A 20,363-nucleotide genomic window follows, 5' to 3' on the forward strand; every position below is an offset into this window, starting at 1 on the left:
CAGTCCACCTTTCCTGGATTGGCTCTCGATCACCTGCACCGACCTGCCACATGGTGGCATGCGTCGGTCCAATCCTGCCAGGAGGGGGAAAGCCCTTGTCCATCGACGAGGCGCACAAGAAGCCGGGTACTTTTCTGCCGCGTCGGCTCGTGCAGCTCTACACGGGTCTGGTGCTCTACGGCGTGAGCATGGGGCTCCAGCTGCGCGCCGGGCTCGGCCTGGAGCCGTGGAGCGTGCTCAACCAGGGGATATCCCTGCACACCGGACTGTCGATGGGGACGGTCACCATCGTCACCGGCGCGCTGATCCTGCTGCTGTGGATCCCGCTGCGGCAGCGCCCGGGTCTCGGCACGGTCTCCAACGTCATCGTGCTGGGCCTGGTCATGGACGCGACGCTGTCGCTCGTCCCCGGCCCACGCGCTCTGGCCGTCCGCATTCCGTTGCTGCTCTTCGCGGTGCTGCTCAACAGTGCGGCGACCGGTCTGTACATCTCGGCGCGCTTCGGTCCGGGGCCACGCGACGGTCTGATGACCGGGCTGCACCGGCGCACGGGACGGCCGCTGCGCCTGGTGCGGACGTGCATCGAGGTGACCGTGCTGGCCGTGGGTTTCCTGCTCGGCGGTTCGGTCGGCGCGGGCACCGTGCTGTATGCGCTGGCGATCGGCCCGCTGGCGCAGTTCTTCCTGCGCCGGTTCGCACCCAAGGGGCTGCCGCCGGAACCGTCGCGGGTGGTGGCCGGCGCCCATACCCCGGCCGCACCGGCGATAATTTCCGAGTGACCCCCGCGATGCGCCCCCGCCACCCGTACCTCGACCACCCCGCGCCGCTGCCGTTCGCGCACCGCGGCGGGGCGGCGGACGGCCTGGAGAACACCGCCGTGGCGTTCCGGCGCGCGGTGGCCTGCGGCTACCGCTACCTGGAGACCGATGTCCACGCCACGTCGGACGGCAAGCTGGTGGCCTTCCACGACGCGACGCTGGAGCGGGCCACCGACGGGCGGGGCGCGATCGGGGAACTGCCGTGGCGGGCGGTGCGTACCGCCCGGGTCGCCGGGCGTGAGCCGCTGCCGCTCTTCGAGGACCTGCTGGCGGAGTTCCCCGAGGCGCGCTGGAACGTCGATCTGAAGGCGGAGGCGGCGCTGGAGCCGCTGGTGGAGCTGGTGCGGCGGGCGGACGCCTGGGACCGGGTGTGCGTCGGGTCGTTCTCCGAGGCGCGGGTGGCGCGGGCACGGCAGCGGGCCGGGGCGCGGCTGGCGACGTCGCTGGGCACCCGGGGCGTGGCCGGGCTGCGGCTGCGCTCGCTCGGCCCGGCGCCGCTGCCGCTGGACCGGCTGCTGGGCGCGGCGGTGCGGCGCAGCGCGGTGTGCGTACAGGTGCCGGAGCGGCAGGCGGGGATCCCGGTGGCGGACCGGAGGTTCCTCCGCGCGGCGCATGCCCTGGGGCTCCAGGTGCATGTGTGGACGGTGAACGATCCCGGCCGGATGGCGGCTCTGTTGGATCTTGGGGTGGATGGCATCATGACCGATCACATCGACACACTGCGTGCGGTGCTGACCGGACGGAACGCCTGGATCTGACCCCCTGGCGCCCGGTCGCGCCGCCGGGGGAAAGACGGGGGTGGGCGGTGCACGCACCGATCGCGGACGACCAACCCGCGCGGCTTGCCGCGCTCCGCCGCGAGCAGCGCGGCTGGTACTGGTACGACTGGGCCAACAGCGTCTACTCCACGACCGTGCTGACGGTCTTCCTGGGCCCGTATCTGACCTCGATCGCGCAGGCGGCCGCCGGCCCGGACGGTTTCGTCCACCCGCTCGGGATACCGGTGCGCCCCGGCTCGTTCTTCGCGTACACCGTCTCGGCTTCGTTGCTGCTGTCGGTGCTGGCGATGCCGCTCGCCGGGGCGCTGGCCGACCGTACGGGGCGGAAGAAACCGCTGCTCGGCCTCTGCTCCGTGACGGGGTCGGTGGCGACGGCCGGGATGTTCTGGCTGGAAGGCACGCGCTATCTGCTGGGCGGGGCGCTGCTGATCGTCGCGAACGTCGCGTTCGTGGTGTCGATGATGCTCTACAACTCGTATCTGCCGCAGATCGCCGGGCCCGAGGAGCGGGACGCGGTCTCCACGCGCGGCTGGGCGTTCGGCTACGCGGCGGCCGGTCTGGCGCTCATCGCCCATCTCGTGCTGTACGGCGCGCACACCTCCTTCGGCCTTACCGAGGGCGCCGCGATCCGCATCTGCCTGGCGTCGTCCGGGCTGTGGTGGGGGCTGTTCTCGGTCATTCCGCTGCGGCGGCTGCGGGACCGGTGGACGGACCGCGCGACGGCCCGCCCCGAGGCGGGCGGGCCCGCGGTGCTCGGCCAGGGCCTCGCCCAACTGCGCGCGACGCTGCGCGACATGCGCGCCCACCCGCTGACCCTCGCCTTCCTGCTGGCCTACCTCGTCTACAACGACGGCGTACAGACAGTCATCACCCAGGCGTCCGTCTACGGCTCACAGGAGCTGGGGCTCGACCAAACAACGCTGATCATCTCGGTGCTGCTGGTGCAGGTACTGGCGGCGGCCGGGGCGCTGGCGATGGGGCGGCTGGCCCGGCGGTACGGCGCGCAGCGCACGGTCCTCGGTTCGCTGGTGGCGTGGACGGCGACGATCGCGGCGGGGTGCGCGCTGCCGCCCGGGGAACCGGCGTGGTTCTACGCACTGGCCGCGGCCATCGGCCTGGTTCTGGGCGGCAGTCAGGCGCTTTCGCGGTCGCTCTTCTCGCATGTGGTGCCGCGCGGCAAGGAGGCGGAGTACTTCTCCGCGTACGAGATCAGCGACCGGGGCGTGAGCTGGCTGGGGCCGCTGGCGTTCGGGGTTGCCTACCAGCTGTCGGGGAGCTACCGGCTGGCCATCGCGTCGCTGGGGGTGTTCTTCGTGGTGGGGTTCGTGCTGCTGGCGCGGGTGCCGATGCGGAGGGCCGTCGCGGCGGCCGGGAACCCCGTACCGGACCGGATTTAGTTTCGGCGGAGGTGGCGCGGTAGTATACGCCTTTGGCTCACCAGGCGGACCGTTACTGCGCGTTCAAGAGAAGTGGGCGCCGGGTGACATCTCCTGTCAGATGTGACAAAACGGGCGCTGGTGGGTACAACAAGGGGCGGCACGAAGGTAGGCAGCGGCGCGCAGCGCCTCCGTCAAGGGCGGTGGTGGGCGACGGGTGAAGGTGAGCAGCGGCGTACGGCGCCTCCGTCAGGAACGGTGGTCGGTGACGGGCGGGCGCATCCATCCCGAATTCGGGAATCTTCACCGCCGACCGGACGTTGACCTGATGACGACGACAGCGACACCTGTCCTGTGGGCGACAAGCCCGGGAGGCACGATTCATGAGTGAGCGAGCTCTCCGCGGCACGCGACTTGTGGTGACCAGCTACGAGACCGACCGCGGCATCGACCTGGCCCCGCGCCAGGCGGTGGAGTACGCATGCCAGAACGGACATCGATTCGAGATGCCGTTCTCGGTTGAGGCCGAGATTCCGCCGGAGTGGGAGTGCAAGGTATGTGGCGCACCCTCGCTTCTGGTGGATGGAGACGGCCCGGAGGAAAAGAAGGGTAAGCCCGCGCGTACGCACTGGGACATGCTCATGGAGCGGCGCACCCGCGAGGAGCTGGAGGAGGTGCTGGCCGAACGGCTGGCCGTCCTGCGCTCCGGCACCATGAACATCGCCGTGCATCCGCGCGACAGCAACCGCAAGTCCGCCTGACGACCGGACTTCCCGACGCAGTACCGCACCACAGCAGCACGTAAGGGCCGGTGCCACCACTCGGTGGCACCGGCCCTTGTGCATGTCCGGGGCGGTGCGGCGCCGTCCGGGTCGGCGCGGGCTCCACTCCCCCACGGCCCGGCCCTTCAGCGGCGCCGTCCGGGCGACACCGCTCCGGCTTCCGCCCGCGGCCTTCCCCGCCTCTCAGCGCGTCAGCGGCGGGTCCTGGCGGGGCGGGCGCGGCGGCTCGTCGTCGCGGATGACCTCGCCCTGGACGACCTTGCCGTCGGGCCGGTGCATCCGTGCCTGCTGGAAGGCGTCACCGAGGGAGCCGGGTGCCGGGCGTGCGCCGCGGGTCAGCAGCTTCTCAGCGCGGCGGTGGATCAGCTTCCCGGTCGGCGGGAAGAGGCAGAGCAGGCCCAGCACGTCGGAGACCATGCCGGGGAGGATCAGCAGGAGGCCGCCGAGCATCGGCAAGGTGTTGCCGCCGTCCTTCGCGGGCTCCGGCGCCGTTCCGGACTGGACCGAATCGGCCAGGCGCCGCCAGGCCCGGCGGCCGGCCCGCTTGATCACATAGCTGCCCGCGATCACCCCGGCGACCAGCAGCAGGAAGACCGTCCAGCCGCCGGCCGCCTCGGCCACCAGCCGGAGCAGCCAGATCTCCAGCACCAACCAGGCGATCACCGCGAGCGGCAGGACGCGGCGGGCGGCGGAGCGCCGCGGCGGGCGGGACGGGGGCGTGGGCGTGGCTCCGAACGTCATGCCTCAAGTGTGCCTGGCCACCCGCGCGGACCGCCCCGGAGGGTCGCCGGAACGATCACCTCGGCGCGGCCGGGCGTCACTTCCCGCGGATCTTGTCCAGGCGGGAGCCGACGCCCCAGGCCGTGACCCGCCACAGCGCCTCGACGACGATGTCGCGGCTCATTTTGGAGTCGCCGCGTTCCCGCTCGACGAAGGTGATCGGCACCTCGACGACGTGCAGCCCGGCCTTCACGGAGCGCCGCGCGAGGTCGACCTGGAAGCAGTAGCCCTGGGAGGCCACCTCGTCGAGGCCCAGCCGGTCGAGCGCCTCGACACGGAAGGCGCGGAATCCGCCGGTCACATCGCGGATCGGCACATCGAGCAGCAGACGGGAGTAGGTGGAGCCACCGCGGGAGAGGAATTCGCGGGACTTCGGCCAGTTCACCACCCGGCCGCCGGGCACCCAGCGCGAGCCGAGCACCAGGTCGGCGCCCTTGAGCGCGGTGAGCAGCCGCGGCAGCTCCTCCGGCTGGTGGGAGCCGTCGGCGTCCATCTCGACGAGAACGCCGTAGTCGTGCTCGACGCCCCAGCGGAACCCGGCGAGATAGGCGGCGCCGAGCCCTTCCTTGCCCTTGCGGTGCAGCACGTGGACGTGGTCGTCCGCGGCCGCGAGTTCGTCGGCGAGCTTGCCGGTGCCGTCCGGGCTGTTGTCGTCCGCGACGAGCACATGCGCCTCGGGGACGGCGGACCGTACCCGCTCGACGATCGGCTTGACGTTCTCCGCCTCGTTGTACGTCGGGATGATCACCAAGGTGGTGCCGAGCGGACCGTACTGCCGCTGACCGCCGTCTGTCACTGCTGCCCCTTCTCGTCCTTCGGTCGCCCGCGCCGGCCGATCAGTGGGGACGCGACGCAGGACAGAAGGCCCACGATAGCGAGCGTCCACTCGGGTGCCGCACCCACACGGTCGGCGAGCGTCGTTTCGTCGCGCAGCGGGATGCGCGCGGAGACGACGCCCTGGGTGAATTCGGGAATCTTCCGGACGATCGTGCCGTCCGGCGCCACCACCGCGCTGATCCCGCTGGTCGCGGCGGTGACGACGGCCCGGCCGTGCTCGACGGCGCGCAGCTTCGACATCGCCAGCTGCTGTTCGGGCTGCCCGCTGCGGCCGTAGGTCGCGTTGTTGGTCTGGATCACCAGGGCCCGCGCCCCGGCGCGCACGGTGTCGTGGACGATCTCGTCGTAGGCGACCTCGAAGCAGATGACATCGCCGAGCCGGGCGGGCCCGACCTTCAGGACGCCGGTGTGATCGCCGGGGTAGAAGTCCCGCGGCACCCGCTGGAACCGCGTGATGATCTTGCTGAGCTGTTCCCGGAACGGCACGTACTCGCCGAACGGCACCGGATGCTGCTTGGTGTAAGAGGCACCGGGGCCCTTGGCCGGGTCCCAGACGATGCCCTCGTTGAAGACGTACCCGGGCTTGGTGGGGTGGTCGACGAGGGCGCCGACCAGCACCGGCACGCCGATGGCCCGGACGGCCTCGTCTATACGGTCGCGGGCCTGCGGGAAGCGGAAGGGGTCGAGGTCGGAGGCGTTCTCCGGCCAGATGACCACGTCGGGCTTCTTTGCCTTCCCGGCCCGGACGTCGGCGGCGAGCTGTTCGGTGGCCCGGGCGTGGTTGTCGAGGATCTGCATCGGGCGGCCGAGGAAGTCCATGCCGGGCTGCTGGACGTTGCCCTGGACGACCGCGATGTCGACGGTGTCGTCGGCCTTCGTCGGGACGGGGACCAGCGTCCCGGCCGCAGTGAGCGCCGCGGCGAGGCCGAACGCCTCCACGGCGGGCAGCGCGCGGCGCAGCGTTCCACCGGAGCGCAGCCCCCACAGTCCGGCGGCGCAGGCCGCCAGCAGGCCGCCGGTCAGCGCGACGGCGAAGGTCACCAGCGGTGCGCCGCCCAGCGCGGCGAGCGGGGTGAACGGCGAGCCGGTGTGCGCGAACGCCAGCCGCCCCCAGGGGAAGCCGCCGAACGGAAGCCGGTCGCGGGCACATTCCTCGGCGACCCACAAGCAGGCGCCCCACAACGGCCACAGCGGCAGCCGGGAGACGCGGGCGAGTCCGGCGCCGAGCAACGCCATGAACAGCGCCTCGGCGAGCGAGAGCCCCACGACCGCGTCCCAGCCGACGACGTGCAGCCACTTCAGCAGCAGCAGGAAGAACGGCAGGCCGAGGGCGAGGCCGAGCCAGGCGCCCTGCGCGGTGCTCCGGCCACGGACCAGCAGCGCCAGCCCGGCGACCGCGACGAGGGAGAGCGGCCACAGGTCGTACGGCGGGAAGGCGAGGCCGAGGGCGAGTCCGGCGCAGGCGGCGAGCGCGGTGCGCGGGGCCGTGCGGCGGGCGAGGGCGCCGAGGCGGCGCCACCGGCCGGGGCGTTGCGGTGCCCCGTCCGGCGCGGACGGCGGCACGGAACCGTCGGCCACGTCGCGGTGGTCCGCGGCTTCGGTGGTGTCGGAGGGGCCCGGGGGCACGGTCACGCCTTCCTGCAGGTCGTGCGGTGGTGAGCTGACCGTACATCGGAAGGCCGGGGCGGCGGATGCGGGGGCCGGGGGCGCCGGGTGGGGCGGTGCGGATAGGGGCCCGGTGCCCTTCGGGCCGACCTGGGGCCCGCTGGCTGCGGGTCGACCGAGAGCCGTTGTCTACTGAGCGTCCGGGCCCCACCCGGGTCGCACCGTCCTCCCGGCTCTCCAGGGAGCCGGGAGGGACCCCTCCGGCCGGAGCGTTTCCGCGTCCCGTGCCGCTGGTGCTGGACCTGGCTCACAGTGACGGCGTCCGGTCCCGGCACACCGCCCGTGGCCCAGCCGCGGCCGACGACGGTACGGAATCTCCCGGCCGGACGTCCTGTGGTGGACTCGGCCGAACCTACCGGCCGCCGACCGCCTGCTGTCAACAGCTGCCACATCCGGGGCCTTTTCACCGCTCCGCCGGGCCGGTGGCCGCCGATCCCAGGCGGGGCAGGGGCGTACGGTGCGGCCGCCGCGCACGGCGGCGGCCGCGGGAAGTCACTCGTTCGGCCGTGCGAAGACGGTACGTCCGGCGACGACGGTGGCGAGGCAGACCGGCAGCGGGCGGCCGGGGCTGAGGTCGGGCAGGCCCGGGGTGCCGGAGCGGGGGTCGGTCGACCAGCGTTCGACGCGCTCGTCGGGCGCCTGGACGACCAGGTCACCGGCGCGCCAGACGGCGTAGTCGGCGGGGGCGCCGGGAACCAGCACACCGGCGTCGTCGCGGCCGATGGCCCGCCAGCCGCCGCGGGTGTGGGCGGTGAAGGCGGCGCGGGCGGAGATGCCGTGCGCCCGGGTGCGGTGGAAGACCGCGGCGCGGATCGTGCCCCAGGGGTCGAGGGGGGTGACGGGGCTGTCGGAGCCGAGGGCGAGCGGCACCCCGGCCTTGAGCAGCGCCGCGTACGGGTTGAGGGTGCGGGCGCGGTCGGCGCCGAGGCGGGCGGCGTACATGCCCTCGCCGCCGCCCCATGCCGCGTCGAAGGCGGGCTGCACAGAAGCGGTCAGAGCCAGTCCGGCGAAGGCGGCGAGGGTGCGCTCGGTGAGCATCTCGGCGTGTTCGACACGGTGGCGGGCGGCGCGGACGCGGGCGAGTCCGACGCGGTCGGCGGCGGCCCGGACGCCGTCGGTGACGGTGGTCAGGGCGGCGTCGCCGATGGCGTGGAAGCCCGCCTGGAGTCCGGCTTCGGTGCAGTGCGCGACGTGGGCGGCGACGTCCTCGGCGTCGAGGTGGGCGGTGCCGGTGTGGGCGGCGTCGGCGTACGGCGCGTGGAGGTGCGCGGTGTGCGAGCCGAGGGAGCCGTCGGCGAAGAGGTCACCCGCGGCGCCGACGGCGCCCAGTTCGCGGATGCGGTCGGCTTCCTTTGCGGATGCGACCAGTTCGGCCCAGTAACCGACGACCCGCGGGCCGTGCCCTTCGGCGGCGAGGGCCAGCAGAGCGGTGAAGTCGTCCTCGCCGGAGATCTCGGGACCGGCACATTCGTGGATGCTGCCGATACCGAGCGCCGCGGCACGGGCGAGCGCGGCCCGCTGCGCGTCGGCGCGCTGCGCAGGGGTGAGCGTCGCGTACGCGGCCTTGCGCACGGCGTGGTGGGCGTCGCCGGTCAGCGGGGCGTCGGCGTGGAACCCGGCCAGGTCGCGCAGGCCCGGGACCAGGTCGAGCAGGGCGGTGGTGACGACGGCGGAGTGCACGTCGACGCGGGTCAGATAGAGGGGACGGCCGCCGGCGGCCTCATCCAGTTCACCGCGCGTCGGCGGACGGCCCTCGGGCCAGGCGGTGGCGTCCCAGCCGTGTCCGAGGAGGACCCGGTCGTGCGGGCGAGCCGTGGCGTGCGCGCGCACGCGGGCGAGCGCGTCGGCAAGGTGGGTGGCCGGGGCAAGGTCGAGTCCGGTGAGGGCGAGGCCGGTCGCCGTGGTGTGCACATGTGCGTCCGTGAACGCCGGGGTGACGAGCGCACCGTCGAGATGGACGACCTCGTCGACCCCGTCGGCGAAGGAATCGGCGGCGCCCTCCTCCCCCACCCACGCGACGCTGTCCCCCTCCACCACCATGGCGGTGGCGAACGGGTCGGCGGGGCTGTGCACCTCCCCGCCACGCAGCAGGACGGTACGGGGACGGGACGGATCGGGGATGCGCTCACTCATACCGGACAGTTTCGCCCCTCCGCGGCCGGTGCCGGTGCGCGGGGTGGGCGAAGGACCGGTGTGGCGGGGAATTCGCCCCGGGCGGACGGATGCGGCCGGGGACGCGGCCGTCCGCCCGGAGCGCGTCAGGCGCCCGGAGCGCGTCAGGCGCCCGGAGCGCGTCAGGCGCCCGGAGCGCGTCAGGCGCCCGGAGCGCGTCAGATGCGCGGGGCCCGTGGCGGCGCGCCCGCCCCCTCAGATCCGGGGCGGCCGCGCCTCGTACGGCGTGGACAGGACGACGGTGGTGCGGGTCGAGACACCGGCCAGGCTGCGGATGCGGCTGAGCAGGTGTTCCAGCTCCAGCGGGGTGGCGACGCGGACCTTGAGGATGTAGTTCTCGTCCCCGGCGACGCTGTGGCACGCCTCCAGCTCGGGAACGTCCGCGAGGCGCTCCGCGATGTCGTCGGGTGCGCTGGGGTCGAAGGGTTTGACCGAGATGAAGGCGGTCAGCGGGAGCCCCACCGCCTCCGGGTCCACGATCGCGGCATAGCCGCGGATCACCCCGCGCTGCTCCAGGCGGCGCACCCGTTGGTGCACCGCCGAGGTGGACAGGCCGGTGGCCTTGCCCAGGTCGGTGTAGCTCATCCGCCCGTCCTTGACGAGCAGATCCACGATTCGTCGGTCCAACTCCTCCACGCGTTCAACTTACTGTGCCGACACGCCCGCGCGCACCGCGCGCCGGGTCGTGGACACCCCCGCACGCCGTTCATGTGACGAACGCCACAGGCGCGCTCCGCCGTCCGGAGGGCGGCGGCGATTATGCGCGCGGCATGAGGGGAATTGCTGGTGGTGGCCCGGACCGCCCGTCACAGGAGCGGCGGCCGAGCGGCCCACCCGAGGGGGATGAACATCATGCGACGCGTCAAGCAGGACACCGCTCCGACCCGAGTCGGCACCACGGACGGCGACAGTCCCGGCTTCGTGGAGGACGACGATCCGGACGGGTTCGGTACGTACGACATCTTCCGGGTCTCGTGCCCGGACTGCGGGCAGCCCATCGCGCTGCTCGCCGAGGAGGGCAGCCTTCCCGAGCACGCGCTGTGCCCCTCGCCGTGGAACCCGTTCGGCCTGACGGTCTGCCAGGGTTCGGGACGGCCGGTGAGCGACGCCGTGGAGACGCCGGGTGCCCTGGACGCCCACGAGCAGGACGCCGCCGTCCTGTTGACGCTGCCGGAGAGCCTGGACTGGCGTCGTCAGCCGTTCTCCCACATCGGCGGCGGCGGGTCCCGCACCCCCCGGGTGCCGCGGATGCGCCGCGCCTGACGCCGCGTCGAAGGCGATCGGCGCCCGCCCCAACGGCGCCCTGGGCGAGGGAGCCTGACGCTCCCTCCGCCTCTTTCCCACCGCCCCCGGGCCGGTCCCACCGGTCCGGGTTCTTTCATGCCTGAATCGCCGTACGGAAAGCCCACTTTTCCCTGTACGGGAAAGGCCCGCCCTTTCGCGGGGCGGGCCTTTCCTGAGGGGCGGACCGGCGTGGGGCAGGGCGAGTTCGCCGCCCCCGGGCCGCTCAGTGGGATTCGGGTCCGGCGACGTGGCGGGCGATGACCATCCGCTGGATCTGGTTGGTGCCCTCGACGATCTGCAGGACCTTCGCCTCGCGCATGTAGCGCTCGGCGGGGAAGTCCTGGGTGTAGCCGTAGCCGCCCAGGAGTTGGACGGCGTCGGTGGTCACCCGCATCGCGGTGTCGGTGCAGAAGAGCTTGGCCATCGCCGCCTCCTTGGCGAACGGCAGGCCCGCGTCGCGCAGCCGGGCCGCGGCGAGGTAGAGCGCGCGGCCCGCCTCGATCTGGGTGGCCATGTCGGCGAGCAGGAAGCGCAGACCCTGGAAGTCGGCGATCGGGCGGCCGAACTGCCGCCGCTCCGCGGTGTATCCGAGCGCGGTGTCCAGGGCCGCCTGGGCGACGCCGATGGCGCAGGCGGCGATGCCGAGGCGGCCGGAGTCCAGGGCGGAGAGCGCGATGGTGAAGCCCTGGCCCTCGTCGCCGAGGCGGCGGTCGTCGCCGATCCGTACGCCGTCGAAGTGCAGCTGGGCGGTGGGCGAGCCCTTCATGCCCATCTTGCGTTCGGGTGCGGCGGCGGAGAGGCCATCGGCGTCACCGGGGACGAGGAAGGCGGTGATGCCGCGGGCGCCGTTGTCGCCGGTGCGCGCGAGGACGGTGTAGAAGTCGGCGATGCCGCCGTGGGTGATCCACGCCTTGGTGCCGTTGAGGATCCAGCTGTCGCCGTCACGGACGGCGCGGGTGGTCAGGGAGGCGGCGTCGGAGCCCGAGGAGGGCTCGGAGAGACAGTAGGCGCCGAGGAGTCCGCCGCCGAGCATGGCCGGGAGATGGGCGGCGCGCTGCTCCTTGGTGCCGAACCCGGCAAGGGCATGACAGGCAAGGGTGTGGACGCTGACGCCGAGGCCGACGGTGAGGCGGGCGGCCGCCAGCTCCTCCAGGACCTGGAGGTAGACCTCGTAGGGCTGCTCGCCGCCGCCGGACTCCTCGGCGTACGGCAGGGAGAGCAGGCCGGATTCGGAGAGCAGGGTGAAGGTTGCACGCGGGAAGCGTCCGGCTTCCTCTTCCTCGGCGGCGCTCGGGGCGATCTCCCGCTCGGCGAGATCCCTGACGAGCGTCAGCAGATCGCGGGCTTCCTCGGTGGGCAGACTGCGGTCCACCGGGCGGGGGCCGTACTCGGTCATGGCGGCGCTCTCCTCCGTCTCGGGCGCTGGCGGCTCCGCGCGCGTGGGGTGGGCGGCGGTGCCGTCTTCCGGGTGCCCAGCCGATGGTTGCCCTCCGGGTCCCGGAACGCGATGACCTGCGACTGTGGCGCTAGGAGTATGCCCGATCAGCGGCCTGGCGTCACGGGTTGACGAACGGGGGATGATCTTTGCGGATGCAGATGAACCCGCGGCGAAATTGGTCCGAACCATTGACGCACTGGTCTAGTCCATCTAGCTTCTCCCCAACGCCCCACGCGTTTGGGACCGTTCGGAACGCAGGTCGGGTCCCGCCCCTCGTCCCCCCTCCGAGGAGAAGACATGCTCAGACCGCACCGTGGACGATCACGCCGAGCCCTCGCCGTCACCACCGCCCTGTGTACGGTGGCGCTCTCCGGCTCCCTGCTCGCGGGCCAGGCGCTCGCCGCTCCGTCCGGCGCCCCCACCGCACACCCGGCGGCCACCACGGCGAAGGCGGCGGCGAAGCCCGCCACCGCGGCGGGCGACAAGGTCGTCGGATACTTCACCAACTGGGGCGTCTACGACCGGAATTACCACGTCAAGAACATCGAGACGTCCGGCTCCGCCGACCAGCTGACGCACATCAACTACGCCTTCGGCAACGTCACCGGCGGCAAGTGCGCCATCGGTGACGCCTACGCCGACTACGACAAGGCGTACACCGCCGACCAGAGCGTCGACGGCAAGGCCGACACCTGGGACGACGGTGCGCTGCGCGGCAACTTCAACCAGCTGCGCAAGCTGAAGAAGCTGCACCCCGGCCTCAAGGTGGTCTGGTCGTTCGGCGGCTGGACCTGGTCCGGCGGCTTCGGCGAGGCGGCCAAGAACCCGGCGGCGTTCGCCAAGTCCTGCCACGACATGGTCGAGGACCCCCGGTGGGCCGATGTCTTCGACGGCATCGACATCGACTGGGAGTACCCCAACGACTGCGGTCTGACCTGCGACACCAGCGGGAAGGACGCCTTCGCCAACGTGATGAAGGCGCTGCGCGAGGAGTTCGGGAAGGACGAGCTGGTCACCGCGGCCATCAGCGCGGACGCCTCCGACGGCGGCAAGCTCGACAAGACCGACTACGCCGCTGCCGCCCAGTACGTCGACTGGTACAACCCGATGACGTACGACTACTTCGGCGCGTGGGACGACAAGGGGCCGACCGCCCCGCACTCCCCGCTGACCGCGTACGACGGCATCCCGAAGGCCGGGTTCAACACGACCGACACCACCGCCAAGCTGAAGAAGCTCGGTGTTCCGGCGGACAAGCTGCTGCTGGGCATCGGGTTCTACGGCCGCGGCTGGCAGGGCGTGACCGACGACAAGCCCGGCGGCACCGCGACCGGCGCCGCCCCGGGCAAGTACGAGGCGGGGATCGACGACTACAAGGTCCTCAAGGAGCGGTGCCCGGCCACCGGCAAGGTCGCCGGTACCGCGTACGCCAAGTGCGGTGACCAGTGGTGGAGTTACGACACCCCGGAGACCATCGCCGGGAAGATGGCCTTCAAGAACGAGCAGGGCATGGGCGGCACGTTCTTCTGGGAGCTGAGCGGTGACACCCCCGACGGCGAACTGATCAAGGCGATCGAGTAACCACCTCGCCGGGGAGCGTACGAGGGCGGGAGGCTGCGGCCTCCCGCCCTTCGCGTGGGTGCGCGCCCCGGCTCAGCCGACCGCCGGCGCCGCATGCCCGCGCCTCGCGGGCGGGCGCCGTTCTCCGCCGAACGGGGGGTTTACGGCGCCGCCGTGTTCCCGGACGATCGGCGTACGGGGCAGCGCCGCAGCGGAGAGGTGGTACGTGGTCAATCCTTGGCTGGCGTTGGAGGCGGGCGCGGATCCCGCGGCGCGGATCGCCTCCCTGCGGCGGGCGCACGAGACGTTCCTCGCGGGCGGGCCGGTGACGCCGCCGGTACGCCCGGTGGTCGCCGACTCCTGGCGGCGCTCGGCCGACGCCCGTGCGGCGCCCGACGGCACGGTCCCGGTGGAGCTGGACGGCGATGCGCTGCGCGCCCACCGCGACGGCCATCCGCTGGCCCGCGCGCTGCCCGTCTTCCGGGAACTCCTGGGCGCCACCGCGCAGGACGGAACACATCTGCTGGCGGTCTGCGACGCGCAGGGCCGGATGCTGTGGGTCGAGGGCCACCCGGGCGTGCGGCGGCGCGCGGAGAGCATGAACTTCGTGGTCGGGGCGCGCTGGGACGAGCGGCACGCCGGGACCAACGCCCCCGGCACCGCGCTCGCCGCCGACCACGCCGTACAGATCTTCGCGGCGGAGCACTACAACCGGCGGGTGCAGCGCTGGACGTGCGCCGCGGCGCCGCTGCACGACCGGCGCACCGGACGGCTGCTGGGCGCGGTCGACATCACCGGCGGCGACCATCTCGCCCACCCCCACAGCCTCGCCCTCGTCCAGGCCACCGCCCACGCCGCCGAGGCACATCTCGCCGCGTACACGCCGGAACCCTGCACCTTCCTCACCGCGCTGGGCCGCGACGAGGCGCTGCTGGTGGTGGACGGCCGACGGCTGCGGCTGGGGCGGCGGCACAGCGAGATCATGGTGCTGCTCGCCCACCACCCCGACGGTCTGACGGGCGATCAGCTGGCGTTGCTGCTGTACGGCGAGCGGGAGGTGCGGCCGGTGACGCTACGGGCCGAACTCTCCCGGTTGCGGCACCTCGTAGGTCCGCTGCTCGCCTCCCGCCCGTACCGGCTGCAGCGCCCCGTCGACACCGACGCCGCCGCGGTCGACACCACCCTGACGGCCGGCGGCCCGTCGGCGGCGCTCGACGGTTACCCGGGCCCGCTGCTCCCGCTCTCCGACGCCCCGGGCGTGCGCCGGCTGCGGGACGCCCTGGAGGCGCGGCTGCGGCGCTCCCTGCTGACCTGCGGCGATCCGGAGCCGCTGCGGCAGTGGGCCGGTACGCCCTGGGGCGAGGACGACCTGGAGGTCTGGGAGGCGCTGGCCAGCGCTCTGCCCCCGCACGCCCCGGGGCACGTACGGGCCCGGGGCGCGGTGCGGCGGCTGCGAGAGGTGTACGGGGTGGTGGGGCGGTAGGGCGGGAGGCACGCATCAGGGCGGGTGCCCGGCGGACGGGGAGCGGCCGGGCGGCGGCGCCCCCCGAGTGCGGGCCGCCCCGCCGGACACGGCTCGGAACCACCGTGCCAAGCGGCCCGTGGCCGCCGTCGTCACCCCCCGCAACCTTGCGGCAACCTCCCCCGCCCTACCGTGCGCGCACCGTCCTCCGCAGGGAAGCGGAGGGCACCGCGCCGAGCGATTGGGAGGCCGTACCATGGCCCGCTTTGCCCACCCCGGTTCCGCCGATGCCGTGATGTCCTATCGGAGCCGGTACGACCACTGGATCGGCGGCGAGTACGTCGCGCCCGCGCTGGGCCGGTACTTCGAGAACCCGACGCCGGTGAACGGCCAGCCCTTCACCGAAGTGGCGCGCGGCACCGCCGAGGACGTCGAACGCGCCCTGGACGCGGCGCACGCGGCGGCCCCCGGCTGGGCCCGTACCGCGCCCGCCGAACGTGCCGTGATCCTCAACCGGATCGCGGACCGGATGGAGGCCCACCTCCAGGAGCTGGCCGTCGCCGAGAGCTGGGAGAACGGCAAGCCGGTCCGGGAGACGCTGGCCGCCGACATCCCGCTGGCCATCGACCACTTCCGCTACTTCGCCGGTGCGGTACGCGCCCAGGAGGGCACCCTCTCCGAGATCGACGCGGACACCGTCGCGTACCACTTCCACGAACCGCTGGGCGTCGTCGCGCAGATCATCCCGTGGAACTTCCCGATCCTGATGGCGACCTGGAAGCTGGCGCCCGCGCTCGCGGCGGGCAATGCCGTGGTCCTCAAGCCCGCCGAGCAGACGCCCGCCTCGGTGCACTTCCTGATGAGCCTGATCGCGGACCTGCTGCCGCCGGGCGTCGTCAACATCGTCAACGGCTTCGGCGCGGAGGCGGGCAAACCGCTGGCGTCCAGCCCCCGGGTGGCGAAGGTGGCGTTCACCGGCGAGACCACGACCGGCCGCCTGATCATGCAGTACGCCTCGGAGAACCTGCGGCCGGTCACCCTCGAACTGGGCGGCAAGAGCCCCAACATCTTCTTCGACGACGTCTCGTCGCACGCGGACGACTTCCTCGACAAGGCGCTGGAGGGCTTCACCATGTTCGCCCTCAACCAAGGCGAGGTCTGCACCTGCCCCTCCCGCGCCCTGATCCAGCGCGGCCACTACCAGGACTTCCTCGCGGCGGGTGTGGCCCGCACCGAGAAGATCGTCCAGGGTCACCCGCTCGACACCGACACCATGGTCGGCGCGCAGGCGTCCAACGACCAGCTGGAGAAGATCCTCTCCTACCTGGACATCGGCCGTCAGGAGGGCGCCCGCGTCCTCACCGGCGGCGCCCGCGCCGAACTCGGCGGCGAACTGGAGGGCGGCTACTACGTCCGCCCGACCATCTTCGAGGGCAACAACGCCATGCGCGTCTTCCAGGAGGAGATCTTCGGCCCGGTGGTGGCCGTCGCCCCCTTCGCCGACTTCGACGACGCCGTCACCCTGGCCAACGACACCCTCTACGGCCTCGGCGCCGGAGTCTGGACCCGCGACGGCTCCACCGCCTACCGCGCGGGCCGCGCCATCCAGGCAGGAAGGGTCTGGACCAACTGCTACCACGCCTACCCCGCCCACGCGGCCTTCGGCGGCTACAAGCAGTCCGGCATCGGCCGTGAGAACCACAAGATGATGCTGGACCACTACCAGCAGACGAAGAACTTGTTGGTGTCGTACTCGCCGAAGAAGCTCGGGTTCTTCTAGGGACACGAGAAAAGGCGCCTGACCTGGACTTTTTCCCGTCCGGCGCCTTCCGCTCGTCCCGCCCGGACAAGCGCCCGGTTTACGTCGTAACCCCCAGTTACTCCCAGCGCTATCCCGATCCTGACCAGCTGTTCCGGACCCGTCACGGACCAAAATCCCGACTCGCCCCTCAAGCGCCGCGCCTTGACTGACACGGTCCCACTCCTTCATCGACTGCTCAATGAGGCGGTTGGCCTGCTCCCGGACTCCATCCAGGAACTTGGCGTAGTGGCGGAAGAGGACTTCGATGCTCTGGCCCGCGCGGCGAGCGCATTCAGCCGGGTCCACACCGGAGTACAGCCAGAACGAGATCCCGGCGTGCCGGAGGTCGTAGGGCCGCTTGGCCAGGCCAGAGGCGATGCCGAGCATGGCGTGGTGGACGCCGTCGCCTTTCAGGCGGCAGTCGCGGAGGATCTTCCAGGTCTTCATCCGGGCGAAGGCGTGCTCGACGCGGGCGCGGACCTTGCGGTGCGAACGGTTGTGCTGTTCTTTCCAGGCCGGGAGTTCGGTCTGGCCGCGTTCGCGGCGGTGCGAGATGACCAGGCCGGTGCCGCGGTAGCCGCCGTCCGCGATCACCGTGGTCCTGCCGACGGCGTCCTTCGCGCCGGACGACTCCCACGCTTTGCAGTCGTTGCGGTTGCCGGGCAGCGGCCGGCCGACGGCGACGACGAGCCGAGTGTCCGCGTCGATGACGACCTGGTGATTGGTGGAGTACCGGTAGTTCTTCGACTGCGCGGCGATGGCGTGGTCGCGGGTGGGCACCAGGGTGCCGTCCACGATCAGCACGGTGTCCTTGCGGAACCGCCTACGGGGCTGGAGCGCGAGCAACGGGCCGGCCGCGATGACCAGGTTCTTCACCCTCTGGGCCGGCTCGGGGTAGGCAGGAACCGGCCGTCTGCCCCGGCCGGGGCAGGCCGGGGTGCACGGCTGTGCGTCCTCGGGTTGCGCGGTGGTCGTGGTCGAGATGCCCACCACGTAGTCGAGACCGCGTTCTTCCAGGCCAAGCCGGAAGGCGGCGGTGTCGCCATAGCCGCCGTCGGCGATGACCTGGGCCACCTCGATGCCCCAGGACCGCGTTTCGCCGATCATGTCGAGGGCCAGCTGCCACTTCTCGACATGGCCCACCTGGGCAGGGATGGCGCACTTGTCACGACGGACCACTTTGACCTGATCGGCCTTCGGCGAGGCGGGATCCCAGCTCTCGGGTAGGAACAGACGCCAGTTCACCGCCGTCGAGGCGCCGTTGGAAGCCAGGTGCAGCGAGACCCCGGCCTGGCAGTTGGTGACCTTGCCCGCAGTGCCGGTGTACTGCCGGGTCACACACGCCGACGCATCCCCGTCCTTGAGGAACCCGGTGTCATCAATGACCAGCGCAGTGGGCTTGATGACCGGCTGCATGCGCCAGGCCAGACGGGCCCGCACATGCGCCGGATCCCACGGGCTGGAGGTGACGAAGTGGGCCAGGGCCTGCCGGTTCCCGTCCTCGCCCAGACGGGCGGCCATCGGCTCCACCGACTTGCGTCCGCCGTCCAGCAACAGGCCCCGCAGATAGACCCCGCCCCACCGCCGCTGATCCGCCCGCGCGAACGGCTCGAACATCTCCGCCGCGAAGTCCTCCAGATCACACCGGACCGCAGCCAACTCCCCACTCAGCACGTCCTGTCAACGACACGACCCATCAAGCAGACACGCCGTCGCAGATCGCACATGACCAAGCACTACTAGGAGTTGTCTTCACATGTCACGCCCACATCAGGAGCGATGCGAGGGTGATCCCTCCAGCGGTGACATCGGTGCAGGTCAGCGGCGTGAGCGACCTAAAGTGAGTGGCACTGGCCCAGCGCATTAGTCATCCGTTAGCGGAACGTCACCCTGGTCTTCGAAGCTGACTGCCGTCCGGGAACGAGACGGAATCCCGGAGCGTGGATCCACACGCCGTCGAGCGTGCACGCAACGCATATGCACATGCACAAGAGGAGAGAAGACATGCACAAGTTCCAGCGCACCGCAGTCGTCGCCGCCGGCCTCCTGGCCCTGTCCGGCATCGCCACCGGAGCCGCGCAGGCTGCCGATCTCCAGACCATGGAAACGCAGGGCAACTACCAGACGGACTGCCACACCGACCAGACCCAGCAGGAACTGGACAGGGCGGTGGGGCACCACGTCACCATCGACCACTGCGAGGCTGACGGCCCCGGCAGCATGGTCATCTACTACTCCTGAGTCCGGGAGACCGGTGACGTCGAGCATCCTTTGCTGACGTCGCCGCCCCATCCGGCTTCCTCTGCTGGGCGTGCGCAGCAAAGGGCCGGACCGTGGAGACGAACTGCAAACGGCGGCTTCTCCGCCCCCCCGGGGGGGGAGGTCGCGGGCGGTGTGGTGCAGCAGGCGGGCCAGGGCGGCGGCCTCGCCGGGGGCGAGGGATGCGGCGGTGTGGCCGCAGTTGTGCAGGTTCTGCCGTTGCTTGGGGTCAAGCAGGTCGGGGACGCAGGTCAGGTGGATGGTGGTGTCGGTGTGGACGAGCCGCTGCGGGCTGCCTTGCTGCTCGAGGTGTGCGGCCAGGGTGGTGGCGGCGCGCCCCAGGCGGTGCGGGGTCCATTCCAGGGCGGAGGCCAGGTCGTCGGGGTGGATGCGGTCGGCTTCGAGCAGGGCGGCGTGCAGCACGGTGGCGTGGTCGGCCGCCGCCGGGGCGGGACGGCGGTTCGGTGCGAGCTGGCGCAGGAGGGATTCCGCGGAGGTGTTCAGGGCGCGGGCGAGGATGAACAGAGTCGCGGCGGGGAGGGTGTGGGGGGTGAGGTGGGTGCCCCAGTCGGTGGTGGGGATGCCGGTCAGCGCGGTCAGGTCCTCGTCGGTGAGCCGGTACTCCGCGGCGCGTGTCCGCAGGAACACCAGGTCGAACGCGACCGCGGACGTGTCGCCGGGCGACAGGTGCTGGTCGGTCACGGGCGCAACTCCCCAAGGCGCGGCAGGACATCAGGGGTTGTCGGGGCGGGGGTGTGCAGGTGCCAGCAGCGGGCGGCGGTGTGCCAGTCGTCCCCGGAATGGGTGTTGGCCACGGTGGGGACCGCGAGGCCGGCGTCGGCGATGAGGGCTTCGAAGCGTGGCGTGGTGCCGAAGCAGTTCGCGAACAGGCCGTGATTGTCGGCGGTGCGCGGGGTGCGGCGGCGGAATTCGACGGCCGCGTGCAGCAGGGAGCGGGCGCGGTGCGGGATCGCGTACAGGTGCCGGGTCCGGGCGGTTCGCCGATGTGGATCCGCGAGTCGCGGTCGATGGCCACGGTGGTGCCGGCCTCCTCGACGCTGGCAATCTGGGTCATCGACAGCAGCGACGTGTCGGTGCCGGTGAACAGCATGGCCGCGATGGCGGCGGCGCGCAGCGGGTTGGGCAGGCGCACGGTGATCGTGTGCACGACGCGCGCCGTGAGGGGCACGGTGGTGATGCCGGGCCCCGCACACCTGGTGACGTCCTCGGGCACGTTGAGCAGCACCGAGCGGGTTGAGGTTCCCCCGTTGCGCGAGAGGTGCTGATCAGCTGGTCAGTGAGGGTTGACGGGGTTTCAGGTTCGTCGGTTCGGCCGTCGCCTGCTCGGCG

16 protein-coding genes and 1 pseudogene are annotated in these 20,363 nt (G+C 72.1%); 9 read left to right on the top strand and 8 right to left on the bottom strand.

What is annotated here, in order from left to right; translation table 11 throughout:
* Positions 1-188: 188 nt before the first annotated feature.
* The 4 genes from ACFWWQ_RS26065 (at position 189) to ACFWWQ_RS26080 (ending at position 3,734) form a co-directional block, all read left to right on the top strand.
* Positions 189-779, top strand: a complete 591-nt coding sequence (locus ACFWWQ_RS26065) for a YitT family protein (protein WP_384600807.1) — start codon at positions 189-191, stop codon at positions 777-779.
* A gap of 8 nt (positions 780-787) precedes the next feature.
* Complete coding sequence (locus ACFWWQ_RS26070) at positions 788-1,576, top strand: glycerophosphodiester phosphodiesterase (RefSeq protein ID WP_384600810.1); 789 nt, start codon at positions 788-790, stop codon at positions 1,574-1,576.
* Between the two features lie 47 nt (positions 1,577-1,623).
* Positions 1,624-2,994 carry an MFS transporter gene (locus ACFWWQ_RS26075; RefSeq protein WP_384600767.1) on the top strand — a complete coding sequence of 457 codons (1,371 nt, stop codon included), beginning with the start codon at positions 1,624-1,626 and terminating at the stop codon, positions 2,992-2,994.
* 362 nt (positions 2,995-3,356) lie between these two features.
* Positions 3,357-3,734 (top strand): RNA polymerase-binding protein RbpA, encoded by a 378-nt coding sequence (locus ACFWWQ_RS26080; protein ID WP_026170122.1) that lies wholly within the window; start codon positions 3,357-3,359, stop codon positions 3,732-3,734.
* A 204-nt stretch (positions 3,735-3,938) separates the two neighbouring features.
* On the opposite strand, the gene fxsA is transcribed toward ACFWWQ_RS26080, so the two are convergent.
* The 5 genes from fxsA to ACFWWQ_RS26105 form a co-directional block, all read right to left on the bottom strand.
* Positions 3,939-4,496: an FxsA family membrane protein gene (gene fxsA, locus ACFWWQ_RS26085; protein WP_384600769.1), complete on the bottom strand. Its 558-nt coding sequence runs from the start codon at positions 4,494-4,496 to the stop codon at positions 3,939-3,941.
* 76 nt (positions 4,497-4,572) lie between these two features.
* On the bottom strand, positions 4,573-5,331 hold the full coding sequence (locus ACFWWQ_RS26090; protein ID WP_384600772.1) for a polyprenol monophosphomannose synthase: 759 nt from the start codon (positions 5,329-5,331) through the stop codon (positions 4,573-4,575).
* Positions 5,328-7,004: an apolipoprotein N-acyltransferase gene (lnt, locus tag ACFWWQ_RS26095; RefSeq protein ID WP_384600775.1), complete on the bottom strand. Its 1,677-nt coding sequence runs from the start codon at positions 7,002-7,004 to the stop codon at positions 5,328-5,330. The genes ACFWWQ_RS26090 and lnt overlap by 4 nt, the downstream gene beginning before the upstream one ends.
* A 525-nt stretch (positions 7,005-7,529) precedes the next feature.
* Positions 7,530-9,170, bottom strand: a complete 1,641-nt coding sequence (locus tag ACFWWQ_RS26100) for an amidohydrolase (protein WP_384600778.1) — start codon at positions 9,168-9,170, stop codon at positions 7,530-7,532.
* Positions 9,171-9,404: 234 nt separating this feature from the next.
* Positions 9,405-9,845, bottom strand: coding sequence for an Lrp/AsnC family transcriptional regulator (locus ACFWWQ_RS26105; RefSeq protein ID WP_030288641.1), 441 nt, complete (start codon positions 9,843-9,845; stop codon positions 9,405-9,407).
* A 207-nt stretch (positions 9,846-10,052) separates the two neighbouring features.
* Here ACFWWQ_RS26105 and ACFWWQ_RS26110 point away from each other — a divergent pair, with 207 nt between their 5' ends.
* A complete protein-coding gene (locus ACFWWQ_RS26110; RefSeq protein WP_384600781.1) occupies positions 10,053-10,472 on the top strand; it encodes a hypothetical protein in 420 nt (139 codons plus the stop codon).
* Positions 10,473-10,716: 244 nt separating this feature from the next.
* Here the strand turns inward: ACFWWQ_RS26110 and ACFWWQ_RS26115 are convergent, their stop codons facing one another.
* A complete protein-coding gene (locus ACFWWQ_RS26115) occupies positions 10,717-11,889 on the bottom strand; it encodes an acyl-CoA dehydrogenase family protein (protein ID WP_384600784.1) in 1,173 nt (390 codons plus the stop codon).
* A 339-nt stretch (positions 11,890-12,228) separates the two neighbouring features.
* Here ACFWWQ_RS26115 and ACFWWQ_RS26120 point away from each other — a divergent pair, with 339 nt between their 5' ends.
* The 3 genes from ACFWWQ_RS26120 to ACFWWQ_RS26130 all read left to right on the top strand — a co-directional run bounded on the left by ACFWWQ_RS26120 (position 12,229) and on the right by ACFWWQ_RS26130 (position 16,733).
* Entirely contained in the window at positions 12,229-13,512 is a 1,284-nt protein-coding gene (locus ACFWWQ_RS26120; protein ID WP_384600787.1) for a glycoside hydrolase family 18 protein, read from the top strand.
* Positions 13,513-13,717: 205 nt separating this feature from the next.
* The gene (locus tag ACFWWQ_RS26125; RefSeq protein ID WP_384600790.1) at positions 13,718-14,974 is read left to right on the top strand and encodes a GAF domain-containing protein; all 1,257 of its coding nucleotides are present in this window, start codon (positions 13,718-13,720) and stop codon (positions 14,972-14,974) included.
* A 235-nt stretch (positions 14,975-15,209) separates the two neighbouring features.
* A complete protein-coding gene (locus tag ACFWWQ_RS26130; RefSeq protein ID WP_384600793.1) occupies positions 15,210-16,733 on the top strand; it encodes an aldehyde dehydrogenase family protein in 1,524 nt (507 codons plus the stop codon).
* Positions 16,734-17,126: 393 nt separating this feature from the next.
* Here ACFWWQ_RS26130 and ACFWWQ_RS26135 read toward each other — a convergent pair.
* Together ACFWWQ_RS26135 and ACFWWQ_RS26140 are read right to left on the bottom strand one after the other, a co-directional pair.
* Positions 17,127-18,371: pseudogene (locus tag ACFWWQ_RS26135) on the bottom strand (IS701 family transposase); the annotation flags it as partial.
* 246 nt (positions 18,372-18,617) lie between these two features.
* Positions 18,618-19,715 (bottom strand): hypothetical protein, encoded by a 1,098-nt coding sequence (locus ACFWWQ_RS26140; protein WP_384600796.1) that lies wholly within the window; start codon positions 19,713-19,715, stop codon positions 18,618-18,620.
* A gap of 53 nt (positions 19,716-19,768) precedes the next feature.
* Between ACFWWQ_RS26140 and ACFWWQ_RS26145 the strand changes: the two genes are divergently transcribed.
* The gene (locus ACFWWQ_RS26145; RefSeq protein WP_384600799.1) at positions 19,769-20,299 is read left to right on the top strand and encodes a hypothetical protein; all 531 of its coding nucleotides are present in this window, start codon (positions 19,769-19,771) and stop codon (positions 20,297-20,299) included.
* Positions 20,300-20,363: the final 64 nt, after the last annotated feature.

Source organism: Streptomyces sp. NPDC059080 (assembly GCF_042739975.1).
GTDB lineage: Bacteria > Actinomycetota > Actinomycetes > Streptomycetales > Streptomycetaceae > Streptomyces > Streptomyces benahoarensis.

What these genes read in the sequence shown, in the direction of transcription:
- ACFWWQ_RS26070 (WP_384600810.1), top strand. Translation starts at nt 788, where the DNA reads ATGCGCCCCCGCCACCCGTACCTCGACCACCCCGCGCCGCTGCCGTTC.
- ACFWWQ_RS26130 (WP_384600793.1), top strand. Translation starts at nt 15,210, where the DNA reads ATGGCCCGCTTTGCCCACCCCGGTTCCGCCGATGCCGTGATGTCCTAT.
- ACFWWQ_RS26065 (WP_384600807.1), top strand. Translation starts at nt 189, where the DNA reads ATGGGGCTCCAGCTGCGCGCCGGGCTCGGCCTGGAGCCGTGGAGCGTG.
- ACFWWQ_RS26110 (WP_384600781.1), top strand. Translation starts at nt 10,053, where the DNA reads ATGAACATCATGCGACGCGTCAAGCAGGACACCGCTCCGACCCGAGTC.
- ACFWWQ_RS26115 (WP_384600784.1), bottom strand. Translation starts at nt 11,889, where the DNA reads ATGACCGAGTACGGCCCCCGCCCGGTGGACCGCAGTCTGCCCACCGAG.
- ACFWWQ_RS26120 (WP_384600787.1), top strand. Translation starts at nt 12,229, where the DNA reads ATGCTCAGACCGCACCGTGGACGATCACGCCGAGCCCTCGCCGTCACC.
- ACFWWQ_RS26080 (WP_026170122.1), top strand. Translation starts at nt 3,357, where the DNA reads ATGAGTGAGCGAGCTCTCCGCGGCACGCGACTTGTGGTGACCAGCTAC.
- ACFWWQ_RS26100 (WP_384600778.1), bottom strand. Translation starts at nt 9,170, where the DNA reads ATGAGTGAGCGCATCCCCGATCCGTCCCGTCCCCGTACCGTCCTGCTG.
- fxsA (WP_384600769.1), bottom strand. Translation starts at nt 4,496, where the DNA reads ATGACGTTCGGAGCCACGCCCACGCCCCCGTCCCGCCCGCCGCGGCGC.